We start from the raw sequence: 13,532 nt of genomic DNA, 5'->3' as shown, positions 1-13,532 counted from the left end.
AGCGGTGTAAGAAGAGCAGGAAGGCAGCTCAAGCAGCCGTCGAAGGGATCACCACCGTGCACCGTCCTGCTGTGACGGCCCTCGTGGCCACCGCCGTGCTCGTCCTCGCGGCCGGGTGCTCGTCGGGCGGCGAGAGGAATCCGGCCGGGACGGCCGGGACCTCCTCCGCTCCGGCCGCCTCGCCGACCGGGGCCGGGAAGGGCACCGCGCCCAGTCCGGGCGGGCCGCCCGCCAAGGGGTCCGTGAAGGTCGTGTCCGCGCTGACCGAGGATTTGGCGTCGCCCTGGGGCGTGGCGGCGCTGCCCGGCGGCGATCTGCTGGTCGCTTCGCGCGACGAGGGGACGATCACCCGCGTCGCGGCGGACGGCGGCAGGAAGACCGTGATCGGTTCGGTGCCCGGGGTCGCACCGGGCGGCGAGGGCGGGCTGCTCGGGCTGGCCGTCTCCCCCTCGTTCGCCTCCGACCACCAGGTGTACGCGTACTTCACCACCGCCTCGGACAACCGCATCGCCCGCCTGCTGTACGACGAGCGGAAACCGGCCGGGCAGCAGCTGGGCGCGCCGGACACGGTGCTGAGGGGAATACCCAAGGGCATCGTGCACAACGGCGGGCGGATCGCGTTCGGCCCGGACAAGATGCTGTACGCGGGCACGGGTGAGACCGGAGAGACGGGGCTTGCGCAGGACAAGGATTCGCTGGGCGGAAAGATCCTGCGGATGACTCCGGACGGTCAGCCGGTGCACGGCAACCCGGAAGCCGACTCCGTCGTCTACTCGTACGGCCACCGCAATGTGCAGGGTCTGGCCTGGGACGCCGAGAAGCGGCTGTGGGCCGCGGAGTTCGGTCAGGACACCTGGGACGAGCTCAATCTGATCGAGCCGGGCAAGAACTACGGCTGGCCCGAGGTGGAGGGCAAGGGCGGCGAGGACGGGTTCGTCGACCCGGTGGCTCAGTGGAAGACGGCAGACGCGTCGCCGAGCGGTATCGCCTACGCCAAGGGGTCGATCTGGATGGCGGGGCTGGCGGGCAAGCGGCTCTGGCGTATCCCGCTCGACGGAACGGAACCCTCCGCCGAACCCCAGTCGTTCCTCGTGGAGAAGTACGGCCGTCTGCGGACGGTTCTGGCCACCGGCGGCGACAGGCTCTGGCTTGTCACGAGCGAGACGGACACCCGGGGCACACCCGAGCCGGGTGACGACAAGATCCTCCTGTTGGAGGTGAGGTAGAGGGGTGAGCGGTCTGTGTTCAACGTCCTCGAGGAATGCTTCGCACCAGCTCGCAAACACACCGATGAGGAGCGCAACCGTCTGGCGCTGACGAGAGTCGACGTGGGGGACAACGACCCCGCGCGCGGGCCCATAGACCTCGCATCGGGCAAGGTCACGGTCCGTGTCACCGGCGACCGGCCTCACGGCGGACAGGTACAGGACGGCGGGACGCGGGACGACCGGGCGACCTGACGCGTCGTCGGGATCCGTCAGGCCGCCCGGCGCCGGAATCCGTCTGGCCACGTCCCTCGGTCAGGACGCCCCTCCCCTCAGGACACCCGTTCCCTCAGGTCGCCGGCTCGCTCACCGGGTCCGGGTAGAGGCGCAGACGGTGAGCCATGGCAGCCGCCTCTCCGCGGCCCGATACGCCGAGCTTCGCAAGGATGTTGGAGACATGGACGCTCGCCGTCTTGGGCGAGATGTAGAGCTCCTCCGCAATCCGGCGGTTGGTGTGCCCGGCGGCGACCAGGCGCAGTACGTCCTGTTCTCGAGGGGTCAGACCGAGGGCCGGGCCACCGGCGGCAGGCTCGGCGGCGGCCGGGCCCGCGGGATTCTCGTCGGTGAGGGAGATACGGGCGCGCTGTGCGAGCAGAGCGATGCTCTCGGCCAGAGGGCGGGCGCGGAGCTGCTCTGCCGTGGCCAGCGCCTGGCGCAGCAGGCCGGTGGCCGTGGCGCGGTCCCGGTCGCCCGGAGCAGCCGGCTGCAGTTGGGCCTCGGCCAGGCGCATCCGCACCCGCGCCAGGTCGTACGGGCGCCCCAGTGCGGCGAAGGCATCCACGGCCTCCGCCCAGTCGGCGGGGGCGTCCTCACCGCCGGCCCGCAGCAGTTCGGCGCGTACCCAGCGGTCGTGGGCGGTCCACACCGGCACGGCGGTGACGAGGGTTCTGGCCGTCCGGCGTATCCGCTCCAGCGCGTCGGCGCGGCCAGATTCGGCGGCGGGCAGACCGCGGGTGTCGGCCTCCAGGGTGGCGGCGGCGCGCAGCAGGGGCCAGGCGTAGCGCTGGGTGCCGGGCGGGAAGCCCGCCTCGGCAACGCGCCTGAGTTCGGCGCGGGCATCGAGCACCCGCCCCTCGGCCGCGGCGATCCGCAGCGCGACCGTGGTCAGCGGCAGGCTCGCCTGGGGCATGGGGTCGTTGGCGCCGAAGTGCCCCTGGGCAGACTGCAGTTGCCCGACGGCCTTTGCCACGTCACCGCGTTCCAGCGCGAGGGCGGAAAGGCGAGTACAGGCGTAGCCGCGTGGCTTGGGGCTCTGCGCGATCTGCAGGGCGGCTTCGGCCTGCTGGACCGACTCGTCCCAGCGTCCGAGCGAGTGGCAGGACTCGGCCAGGTTGTTGCGGATCCAGGCTCCGGTGTCCAGCAGGCCGTACTTCCGGCACATTTCGATGCCCTCGGTGAGAATCTCCATGGCCTCCAGGGAACGGCCGACGCCCTCCAGTACGGACGGCAGGTTCACATGGGTGCGGCCGACGTGTGACGGCAGCCCGAGCGCGATGACCCGGTCCTTGACCTCGAACATCTCGGCGAGTCCGCCCTCGACGTCACCGGCGTCGGCCATCAGGCTGCCGAGCGTGAGGCGGGCGCGCAGTTCGATGTCCTCCTCACCCACCATGCGTGCGTAGTCCACGGCGCGTTCGGCGGTCGTCAGGCTGGCGGGACCGGGGTCGTGGACCATGCCCCAGCTGGCCGCCTCGGCGAGGACCTCGGCATGCACGGCGGACGGCGGCAGGCCGCGCACCAGATCCTGCGCCGTACTCAGTTCGGCCCAGCCGTCGCCTCGGCCCAGCGCCGAGACCAGGCGGGAGCGCTGGACGGAGAACCAGGCGGCACGCAGCGCGTCGTTCTCGGCCTCGGCGAGGCGCTGGCCGCGCTTGGTGATCTTCAGCGCGCGTTCGCGTTCGCCGCACAACCGGCCCGCGACGGCCGCCTCGGCCATCAGATCGAGATAGCGCAGCGCCGTGGTGGCGGGGTCGCAGCCGCAGGGAGGGTAGACCTCGGCGTGGTCGACGGGCCGCAGTTCGGCACGCAGCTCCTCGGGGGCGCTGTCCCACAGCTCCATCGCCCGTTCCAACAGGCGCAGTTGTTCGGCGTAGGCATGGCGCCGACGGGCCTCGACGGATGCCTTGAGCACGGCGGGCAGGGCCTTGGCGGGCTCGTGCGCGTGGTACCAGTACGTGGCCAGGCGCGTCGCGCGCTCGTCCTCGCGTACGAGACCGGGATCGGCCTCCAGGGCCTGGGCGTAACGGCGGTTGAGGCGGGAGCGCTCGCCCGGCAGCAGGTCGTCGCTGACGGCCTCGCGCGTCAGGGAGTGCCGGAAGCGGTAGCCGTCGCCGTCGGGCGCGGCGAGCAGGATGTTCGCGCCGACGGCGGCCCGCAGGGCCTCGATGAGGTCGTCCTCGCTGAGCCCGGCCACGGCGTGCAGGAGGCCGTGCTCGACGGTGGAGCCGCCCTCGGCGACGATCCGGGCGACCCGCTGCGCGTCCTCGGGCAGCGCTTCGATACGCACCAGCAGGATGTCGCGCAGGGAGTCGGGCAGGCCCGAGCAGCAGTCGTCGCCGAGGCAGCTGGCGAGCTCCTCGACGAAGAAGGCGTTGCCGTCGGAGCGGTCGAAGACCCGGTCCACGGTGGCCGGGTCGGGTTCCGCGGCGAGGATCCCGGCCATCTGACTGCGGACCTCGGCGTGGTTGAAGCGGGTGAGCTCGACACGCTGGACGGTGCGCATCCGGTCCAGTTCGGCGAGGAAGGGCCGCAGCGGGTGGCGCCGGTGGACGTCGTCGGAGCGGTAGGTGGCGATGATGACGAGCCGGCCGCGACGCAACGTGCGGAAGAGGTAGGCGAGAAGGTGGCGGGTCGAGGCGTCGGCCCAGTGCATGTCCTCCAGGACCAGCACGACCGTGCGGTCCGTGGCGAGCCGTTCCAGCAGGCGTGTGGTGAGCTCGAAGAGACGGGCCATGCCCTCCTCGTCGTGCCGGGTCTGCTCGCCGCGGGCCGTGGCGCCCAGTTCCGGCAGCAGCCGCGCCAGCTCGTCCTCCTGCCCGGCGGCGGCCGCGGCCAACTCGGCCGGCAGCCGCCGGTGCAGGGTGCGCAGCGCGGTGGAGAAAGCCGCGAACGGCAGCCCGTCCGCCCCGAGCTCGACGCACCCGCCGACGGCGACAACGGCGCCCCCGTTGCTCGCCTCGCCCAGGAACTCCTCGACGAGCCTCGTTTTCCCGACGCCGGCCTCGCCACCGACAAGAAATGCCTGCGGCTCACCCCCGGGGCCGCCGGCCCCGGGGGTGTCCGGGCCGACGGCTCGGGCAAGTGCATCGGTCAGCAGGGCCAGTTCGTCGGCGCGGCCGACGAACACCGGGCTGACGGACCTGGTCTCCACGCTGCTGAGCATCGCACAGCTGTCCGGCAGCGCGGGACCGTTGATCGCGATGACGGTCATCACGCAGAGGTCACGCGACGCGGCGGTAGGAACTGCTTTCGGACGGACTCACCCGGCCCTCCCCTGTCTTCTTGGCGGAAGGTCTGGCGCGGCGGGCGCGGCGGGCGCGGCGCGCCTGGAGGACCAAGCGCTGGTTTTCGGCCTCGTGGATCAGCTCGGCCTGGCGCAGCTGCTGGATCTCGTACTCGAACATCTCGTACCTCCTGGTGAGCGGGGCCTCGGCGGCCCCTGCGGGTACCTCAACCTTCGTCTCCCAGGGGGTGGCGCCGCATCGGGCGAGTTCCGCATCTTCGGGGGGCGCGGGGCCTTAGGCCGTGCGGTACGAGTGGGTCCGAGGACCTAAGCCCCCCTCTCGGATCCGGTGGATGTACGCGGTGGTGGCGGTCGGCGGGACGAACCCGAGACGTTCGCGGATGGGCTGCACGAGCCCGCAGGGGACGAGCGGGGAGCCGGACCGGGACGACCGTCCGGGGCCTGCCGGTCCCGCCCCGGACGCGGGCCGCGCCGCGTGAGGGCCGGTCGGGCTGGGGTCCGGCGCCAGGTGGCCGACCGTGTCAGTCGGCTGTCCGCGCCGCCCGGCGCGCGCGCCACTCCGGGGCCAGGACCGACCAGACCTCCATGTCGTGCCGTACACCGCCGTAGGGGTAACTCTCGCGCAGTACACCCTCGTGCGTCATCCCGAGCCGTCGGGCCACGTTGATGCTGGCCTTGTTCGCGGAGGAGACCTGCCACTCCACCCGGTGGATCCCGCGCTGCTCCACCGCCCAGTCGATGATCACCGTCGTCGCGCGCGTGACCAGACCGCGGCCGACGGCGGACGGTTCCAGCCAGCAGCCCGCCTCGCAGGTGCCGGCCGCGACGTCCATGGTGCGGAACAGCACGCCGCCCACGAGGGTGTCATCCAGCCATATACCGAACAGCCGGCCTGCGTCGGCGGCCGCCTTGTCCGCGTACGACTGGAGGAAGGCGCGGGCCGATGCCACGTCCGTGGCGACGGTGGGCAGGGCGACGTACTGGCCGATGTACTCGCGCCCGCGCTCGATGTTGGCGAAGTACTCCTCGGCCTGGCAGGGTTCCAGGGGGCGCAGCTCGGCTCCGTCGTGGCCCAGGCTTGTCGCGAACACAGTGCTCCTCCGGTGTTACGGCACGAGCTCCCGGTCCCGGCTCGCGCGGTGCTCCGGGATCCTCGCATGCGCGCCGTCACGGCACTCCGGCTTTTCGATGCTGATCCGCGGCAGCCACCGGTCGAGCCATCGCGGCAGCCACCAGTTGGCGCCGCCGAGCAGGTGCATCAGCGCGGGCACCAGCAGGGTGCGCAGCACGAAGGCGTCGAGGGCGACGGCCGCGGCGAGTCCGATGCCGAACATCGCGATGACCCGGTCGCCGCTGAGGACGAAGGCGAGGAAGACGGAGATCATGATGACCGCCGCGGAGTTGATCACGCGGCTCGTCTCGGCGAGGCCGATCCGCACGGCCCGCCGGTTGTCGCCGGTCTCCAGCCACTCCTCGTACATCCGGCTGACCAGGAACACCTGGTAGTCCATGGACAGACCGAAGAGCACGGAGACCATGATCACCGGCAGGAAGGGCTCGATGGGGCCCGCACTGCCGAGGCCGAGCAGCTCGCTGCCCCAGCCCCACTGGAAGATCGCTACGACGATGCCGAACGCCGAGGCGACGGCTGCCACGTTCATCACCGCGGCCTTCAGCGGAATGCCGATCGACCGGAAGGCCAGGAGCAGCAGCAGAGCACCCAGCGTGATCACGACACCGACGAAGAGCGGCAGTTTGCCGATGATGATCTCGGCGAAGTCGTCGTAACCTGCGGTGACTCCGCCCACGTACACCTCGAGGGAGGTGCCCTGTTCGGCGGCGGGCAGGACGTCCGAGCGCAGCCGGTCGACCAGAGCGCTCGTCGACCGGGACTGGGGCGAGGACTCCGGCACAAGAGTGAGCACCGCGGTGTCGCCGCTGCTGTTGTACGTGAGGGTGCCGACCGATGCGACGCCGTCGGTGCGGCGCAGCGCCTTCGGCAGCCGCTCCATCGCCAGTTGGTCGTCCGCGCCGTCGAGGGCGGCGACCAGCGTCAGCGGGCCGTTGACGCCGGGTCCGAAGCCTCCTCCGGAGCCTCCGTTCGGGGAGGTGCCCCCGGCGAGCAGGTCGTACGCACGGCGGGTGGTGGCCGTGTCCGGCCCGTTGCCCTGGTCGGAGGTGCCGAGGTGGAGCGAGAAGGTCGGCAGGGCCAGCACCAGCATGACGACGGCGGCGAAGGTGCCCAGCAGCTTGGGGTGGCGCTCGACGAAGGCGGACCAGCGCGCGGCGAAGCCGTGGGAAGCGCGGGCACGGGAGCGTGCCCGGCTCAGCCGGCGGCGTTCGCGGCGGCTCAGGACGCGCATGCCGGTGAAGGAGAGCAGGGCGGGCAGCAGCGTCACCGAAGCGGCCACGGTGAGGACGACTGTGAGGGAGGCGGCGATCGCGACGCCGTCCAGGAAGCCGAGCCGCAGGATCAGCATGCCGAGCAGCGCGATGCAGACGGTGGCACCGGCGAAGACCACGGCGCGGCCGGTGGTGGCCACGGCCTCGCGGGCCGCGTCGGCGACGGGGAGGCCGCGTTTGAGGCCCTTGCGGTGTCTGGTGACGATGAACAGCGCGTAGTCGATGCCGACGCCCAGGCCGATCAACAGGCCGAGCATGGGCGCGAAGTCGGCGACGGTCATCACGTGGCCGAGCAGCACGATGCCCGCGTAGGCCGTGCCGACGGACACCAGCGCCGTCGCGATGGGCAGCATGCTGGCGGCGAGTGAGCCGAACGCGAGAAAGAGGACGACGGCGGCGACGGCCACGCCGACGATCTCGGCGGCATGGCCACCGGGGGTCGCGGTGAGCGCGATGGCGGCACCGCCCAACTCGACCTGTACGCCGTCGGTCTCGGCGGCCTTGGCGGTCTCGACGAGAGCCTTGGCCTGCGCCTCGGGAATGTCGTCGGTCTGCCGGTCGAAGGTGACGGTGGCGTAGGCGGTCTGCCGGTCGGCGCTGATCTGCGCGGCCCGGCTGCCGTAGGGGCCGGTGACCGAGGCGATCCCGTCGAGCCGGCCGACGTCGTCGAGCATCTGGGACATGCGCTGCTCGACCCGGGAGGCACGGACGCTGCCGTCGTCGGCGTGCCAGACGATGGTGGCGCTGTCACCGCCCCGGCCCTGGAAGCCCTGCTCGAGGAGGGCGGTGGCTCGGCCGGATTCGGTGCCCGGGACCTCGTAGTCGTTGGAGTACGCGGATCCGGCGACGCCCGCAGCGGCCGCGGAACCGCCCAGTGTGAGCAGCCAGAGCAGGACGACGACAAGGCGGTGCTCGACGCACCACCGGGCGACTGCGGCCAACGGACATGCTCCCTGCGGGGTTCACGGATCTTTGACCGGGAACAGCCCGCAAAGAACTTAGGACCTACAACGGGATATTCTGGCAGCCAAACGTGATCAATTGCCCCTTTCGTGGCCATACTCACAAGCGGCTGCCTCACAGCGGCGCGCGGAAGCCGGACTTCGGGTCCGACCGGCTCCCCCGCACCACTGCGGCCCGTGCCGTGCTCAGCCGGAGACGCTCGCGCGGCCGTTCTCGATGTGCCCCATCAGACGGCGGCGGAAGCCGGTGTCGCCCTCGGCGGTCACCTCGATGTCGTACCAGCCGTGCGCATCGGCCGCCGAGTGGACGGCCGTGCGGCTGCCGCCCGGCCTGACCGTGATCCGGCGGGTCCAGCCGTGCAGGTCCGCCCGGTCGACATAGCCCAGCGGCCGGACGGTGAACGTCAGGGGAGCGCTTCCGTTGTTGCGCAGCGTGAGATGGACATCGCGGTCGTGGTGGTCGATGGCCGAGGTGACCTCGGCCCCGCCCCGTGCCCGGCCGGCGAACTCACGGCGGAAGCCGTTCGGACCGGTGATCGTGAAGCGGTAGGCATCCCCGGCCATGGGTACCGACCACTGCGCCTCGCCCCTGACGTCCTTGTGCTGCGGGAGGGGGAACTCACCGGCGTACGGGTACAGCGCGAAGGGCGCGCCGGCCCGGCCGCGATTGCTGAGCGACACGGTGACGGCCCGGCCGGACACCTTCCCGTGCGCGTCGGGCTGGTACGGGAGCGGGCGCGCGGGCCGGGTCCCCGCCTCCTGGAGGGGCATCCGCTGGACGGCCGGGGGGACCGGCCGCCACCGTCCGGTGAACGGCGGGACCGGTCCCGGCTGCTCCACCTCGGGTTGCGGCCGGCCCCGCCGGAAGTCGAAGGCGGAGGTCAGATCGCCGGTGACCGCGCGCCGCCACCCGGTGATGTTGGGCTCCTCGATGCCCGTCCACTTCTCGAGGAAACGGATGACCGAGCTGTGGTCGAAGACCTCGGAGCACACATACCCGCCGGTGCTCCACGGCGAGACGACGAGCATCGGGACACGGATGCCGAGCCCGGTCGGCAGCCCGTTCCAGCGTTCGTCGGTGTTGTCGGCGGGCGGCACCGGCGGCGGTACGTGATCGAAGAAGCCGTCGTTCTCGTCGTAGTTGATCAGCAGGACGGTGTGCCGCCACACCTCGGGGTGCGAGGCGAGCGCGTCGAGGATCTTGTACACCAGGGACGCGGACGCGATGGGCGACGAGGCCCCGGGGTGCTCGGAGTCGACGGCGGACGGCACCAGGTACGAGACCTCGGGGAGCCGGCCACCCGCCACGTCCGCCCGGAACTGCTCGGCCAGGGTGCCGGTCTCACCGCGCCGCAGTCCGCGTTCGAAGAGCGAGCGCTCGTGCTCGGTGAGGGTGGCCACGCCCTCCTCGAGCGCTGCCAGCAGCCTGGCCCGCTCGGCGGCGTCGGCACTGTCGCGGACCTGTGCGTAGAAGGCCTCCATGTAGGTGAAGCCGCCTGCTTTGGCGAGGGCCTTGCGGGCGATGTTCTTGAAGGTGGTGAAGAACTCGATGTTGTTGTCGGTGAAGTTCTCCCACTCCTGGTACGTCCGCCAGCTGCGGCCGGCCTCCTCCAGCCGCTCGGCGTAGGTCGGCCAGGGGTAGCCGGGGTGGGTGCCCTCGGCGTACGCGGCGTTCGTCACGGCCCGGCTGCCGTCGGCCTCGTAACCGGTCCAGCCGCTCCACAGATGGTTGCGGTTGGGGCTGGTCGAGGTGTGGGTGGAGGAGTGGTAGGCGTCGCAGACGGTGAAGGTGTCGGCGAGCTCGTAGTGCAGGGGCAGGTCGCGCCGGTCGTAGTACGCCATGGTCGCGGCGGTCTTGGCCGGCACCCAGCCGTCCATCCAGCCCTGGCGCCATGCCTTGGCCCCGCCGCTCCAGGAGTGGTCGAGGTCGCCGATGTACTGGAGGTCCCGCTTCTGGGTCTCGGCGGCGTCGCGCACCGGGAAGGGGAGCACGGTGCCGAGCGGTCCGGGCTGTTCGAAGACCGGCTTTCCGGAGGGCAGTTCGACGGCGTTGCGGTCACCGAAGCCGCGTACGCCGCGCAGGGTGCCGAAGTAGTGGTCGAAGGACCGGTTCTCCTGCATGAGGACGACCACGTGTTTGACGGCGCGCAGCCCGCCGGGCGGCGGCTCGGCGGCGAGTGCGGCCCGCAGGGACGGTGGAAGCAGCGATCCGGCAGCCGCGGCACCTACGACGCCTGTGCCGAGTGCGAACAGACGCCGCCGTGACATGTCCTTGGACAAGGGTTCCTCCTGACTCCAGTGCTGCAGCCGGGACAGTAGTGAGGCCGGATGGCGTGAACCGGTCCCGGGGGCGGCCGGACAGTGAACGTCGGGCAGTTCACGGCCCCCCTCGATACCCTTTCGGCTTTGGTCTGCACATGTCACCAATGCACCCGCCGGCCGCCCGGGCCGATGAAGTACGGACGGCCGGCGGGCACTCTGCGGCGGGAATCGGCCTTGGTCCGCAAGAGCCCCGGGAATTGTCGGCGGGGCTGGCACGATGGCCGGTATGGAGAATACGGGGATTCACACGTGGACCGACCAACCCACGCTGTCGCCGGGCGATGCCGCGGAGTTCGCCCAGCTGCTCCATGACTCACCCGGCGCGCACCTCGGCCGGCCCCCCGTCCCGGTGCTCGGGTACGAGCCGGGCGCGCCGCTGCGGGAGCGACGGGAGGCGTTCCGCGCGGTGTACGACGCGATAGTGGCGCGTATCGGCGAACCGACACTCTACGGAGGCTCGTCGGACGGTCCGAACGTCCGCTGGCGCGACAGCACACGACTCGTACTCCTCGCCGGCGACCGGCAGCGGGCGAGGCTCTCGGTGCATGATCCCGGGGCCCTGGAGGAAGAGGAGCACCGGACCTTCGAATGGGGCGGCGCCTGGGCCGCGGGCGAGCCGCACGACTTCGACTTCCTGCCGTACGTCTGGCAGTTGGACCGCGGCGGCCCGGGCGAGCGCCCGGCCGACCGGCCCGGCGGCCGGCCGGCCTCCTCCCTCGACCATGTCCAGAGCGCCCTGGAGCTGCTGCTCGCTGCCTGGGTGGAACAGCTACCGGTCCAGGTGGGCACGGACTGGACGAGCTTCTGTCTGACCAGCGCGGCCGACCGAGGCCGTCAACTGCTGGTCTCGTACAGCCTTCAGGACGGGCTGCACGCATCGATCGACGACCGCGACGCCGCGGACGGCGAGGAGCGTGCGCACCAGATGCTCGCGCGCGGCTGGCAGACCTGCGACCGCGGCTGGTGGCAGCGGGACTTCACGGACCCCGACCGGGCGGACGCCGCCGCGCTGGCCCACCTGGTGGTCACGGAACTGCGCGCCCGCGGCACCAGGGAGCCGGAGGAACTGCGGGCCCGCGATGTGAGCTGCAAGGACCGCGGCGACATGTGGCTCCCTGGGCTCGGCATACGCCACTGAGGCGCAGATCGGCTCCAGCTGCCGGGGGGGGCGGACACGAGAGCCCGGGCAAGGCCCGGCGGCCACGGGTCGGGGCAGGCGCACGCCCACACCAGGGGGGCGGCATACGACAGGGGTGGCGGGCGCCGTTCCGTGCCCGCCACCCCTGTGACGTACTGCCTGTGGAGGCCCGCGCCGTCAGCCCTCGACGACGCCGGCCTTCCCCGGACGGTGCTCGATCATTCGCTCACGCCGAGCCGCTCGAGAATCAGCTCCTTGACGCGCGCCGCGTCGGCCTGCCCGCGGGTGGCCTTCATGACCGCGCCCACCAGCGCACCGGCCGCCGCGACCTTGCCGCCGCGGATCTTGTCGGCGATCGCCGCGTTGCCCGCGATCGCCTCGTCGACGGCCGTGCCGAGCGCGCCCTCGTCCGAGACGACCTTCAGCCCGCGCTTGTCGACGACCGTGTCCGGGTCGCCCTCGCCTGCCAGCACGCCCTCGATGACCTGGCGGGCCAGCTTGTCGTTGAGCGAGCCCTCCGCGACCAGGGCGGTCACCCGGGCGACCTGGGCCGGGGTGATCGGGAGCTCGTCCAGGCCCTTGCCCGACTCGTTGGCGTTACGGGCCAGCTCGCCCATCCACCACTTACGGGCCTGGTCGGCCGGGGCGCCCGCCTCGGTCGTGGCGACGATCAGGTCGACCGCGCCCGCATTGAGGATCGACTGCATGTCGTGCTCGGAGATGCCCCACTCCTCGCGCAGCCGCTTGCGGCGCAGCCGCGGCAGCTCGGGCAGTGTGGCGCGCAGCTCCTCGACCCACTCGCGGGGCGGGGCGATGGGCACCAGGTCGGGCTCGGGGAAGTAGCGGTAGTCCTCCGCCTCCTCCTTCACCCGGCCGGAGGTGGTGGAGCCGTCCTCCTCGTGGAAGTGGCGGGTCTCCTGGATGATCGTTCCGCCGGACGAGAGCACAGCGGCGTGGCGCTGGATCTCGAACCGCGCGGCACGCTCGACGGAGCGCAGCGAGTTGACGTTCTTCGTCTCGCTGCGCGTACCGAACTTCTCGGTGCCGTTCGGCCGCAGCGACAGGTTCACGTCGCAGCGCATCTGGCCCATCTCCATGCGGGCCTCGGAGACGCCGAGCGCCCTGATGAGCTCGCGCAGCTCGGCGACGTACGCCTTGGCGACCTCAGGGGCACGCTCGCCGGCACCGACGATCGGCTTGGTGACGATCTCGATCAGCGGGATGCCCGCGCGGTTGTAGTCGAGCAGCGAGTGCTGCGCGCCGTGGATTCGGCCGGTGGCACCGCCGACGTGCGTCGACTTGCCGGTGTCCTCCTCCATGTGGGCGCGCTCGATCTCCACACGGAAGACCTCGCCGTCCTCGAGCTGGACGTCCAGATAGCCGTTGAAGGCGATCGGCTCGTCGTACTGCGAGGTCTGGAAGTTCTTCGGCATGTCCGGATAGAAGTAGTTCTTCCGGGCGAAGCGGCACCACTCTGCGATCTCGCAGTGCAGCGCCAGGCCGATCTTGACGGCCGACTCGACGCCGATCGCGTTGACGACCGGGAGCGAGCCGGGCAGGCCGAGGCAGGTCGGGCAGGTCTGCGAGTTGGGCGCGGCGCCCAGCTCGGTGGAACACCCGCAGAACATCTTGGTCTTGGTGCCGAGCTCGACATGGACCTCGAGGCCCATGACGGGGTCGTAGGACGCCAGCGCGTCCTCGTACGACACCAGTTCAGTGACGGTCACGGTGAAACTTCCCTCTCAGCCCAGCAGGACGTCGTCGTCGCCGAGGCGCTTCAGCTCGCGGTAGAGGATGGCGAGGCCAGTGGCGATGGCCGCGGCCGACACGGCGGCGTCGATGAGCCGGAGCGTGTCGCTCTCGTTGTGAGCCAGCCTGGCCTGCTTGAAGACGCTGATGGCACCGAACGCCGTGGTGCCGATCGACAGATACAGCCCGGACTTGGACTTCTTGAAGTTCTTGGCCTTCTTGGTCATTGC

Annotated in this window: 10 protein-coding genes; 3 read left to right on the top strand and 7 right to left on the bottom strand. The window is 71.4% G+C overall.

What is annotated here, in order from left to right; translation table 11 throughout:
* The first annotated feature begins 71 nt into the window (after window positions 1-71).
* Window positions 72-1,226 (top strand): PQQ-dependent sugar dehydrogenase, encoded by a 1,155-nt coding sequence (locus tag ACFYWI_RS01620; protein WP_389223800.1) that lies wholly within the window; start codon window positions 72-74, stop codon window positions 1,224-1,226.
* A 15-nt stretch (window positions 1,227-1,241) separates the two neighbouring features.
* The gene (locus ACFYWI_RS01615) at window positions 1,242-1,460 is read left to right on the top strand and encodes a DUF6191 domain-containing protein (RefSeq protein WP_389223797.1); all 219 of its coding nucleotides are present in this window, start codon (window positions 1,242-1,244) and stop codon (window positions 1,458-1,460) included.
* A 94-nt stretch (window positions 1,461-1,554) separates the two neighbouring features.
* Here the strand turns inward: ACFYWI_RS01615 and ACFYWI_RS01610 are convergent, their stop codons facing one another.
* The 5 genes from ACFYWI_RS01610 to ACFYWI_RS01590 form a co-directional block, all read right to left on the bottom strand.
* Entirely contained in the window at window positions 1,555-4,695 is a 3,141-nt protein-coding gene (locus tag ACFYWI_RS01610) for an AAA family ATPase (protein WP_389223794.1), read from the bottom strand.
* Window positions 4,696-4,705: 10 nt separating this feature from the next.
* Complete coding sequence (locus ACFYWI_RS01605) at window positions 4,706-4,888, bottom strand: hypothetical protein (protein ID WP_389223791.1); 183 nt, start codon at window positions 4,886-4,888, stop codon at window positions 4,706-4,708.
* A gap of 361 nt (window positions 4,889-5,249) precedes the next feature.
* On the bottom strand, window positions 5,250-5,819 hold the full coding sequence (locus ACFYWI_RS01600) for a GNAT family N-acetyltransferase (protein WP_389223788.1): 570 nt from the start codon (window positions 5,817-5,819) through the stop codon (window positions 5,250-5,252).
* A 15-nt stretch (window positions 5,820-5,834) separates the two neighbouring features.
* Window positions 5,835-8,072: an MMPL family transporter gene (locus tag ACFYWI_RS01595; protein ID WP_389223785.1), complete on the bottom strand. Its 2,238-nt coding sequence runs from the start codon at window positions 8,070-8,072 to the stop codon at window positions 5,835-5,837.
* 207 nt (window positions 8,073-8,279) lie between these two features.
* Window positions 8,280-10,373 (bottom strand): phosphocholine-specific phospholipase C, encoded by a 2,094-nt coding sequence (locus tag ACFYWI_RS01590; protein ID WP_389223782.1) that lies wholly within the window; start codon window positions 10,371-10,373, stop codon window positions 8,280-8,282.
* A 268-nt stretch (window positions 10,374-10,641) separates the two neighbouring features.
* Between ACFYWI_RS01590 and ACFYWI_RS01585 the strand changes: the two genes are divergently transcribed.
* Window positions 10,642-11,553, top strand: coding sequence for a hypothetical protein (locus ACFYWI_RS01585; protein ID WP_389223779.1), 912 nt, complete (start codon window positions 10,642-10,644; stop codon window positions 11,551-11,553).
* A 218-nt stretch (window positions 11,554-11,771) separates the two neighbouring features.
* Here ACFYWI_RS01585 and gatB read toward each other — a convergent pair whose 3' ends face one another.
* Together gatB and ACFYWI_RS01575 are read right to left on the bottom strand one after the other, a co-directional pair.
* Complete coding sequence (gene gatB, locus ACFYWI_RS01580; RefSeq protein ID WP_389223776.1) at window positions 11,772-13,280, bottom strand: Asp-tRNA(Asn)/Glu-tRNA(Gln) amidotransferase subunit GatB; 1,509 nt, start codon at window positions 13,278-13,280, stop codon at window positions 11,772-11,774.
* A gap of 15 nt (window positions 13,281-13,295) precedes the next feature.
* Window positions 13,296-13,529, bottom strand: a complete 234-nt coding sequence (locus ACFYWI_RS01575; protein WP_389224430.1) for a hypothetical protein — start codon at window positions 13,527-13,529, stop codon at window positions 13,296-13,298.
* Window positions 13,530-13,532 lie beyond the last annotated feature (3 nt).

The organism is Streptomyces sp. NPDC002889 (assembly GCF_042888425.1).
Taxonomy (GTDB): Bacteria; Actinomycetota; Actinomycetes; order Streptomycetales; family Streptomycetaceae; genus Streptomyces.
Note: the sequence above shows the minus strand (reverse complement) of the source record. Positions and strands in the feature narration are given on the sequence as shown.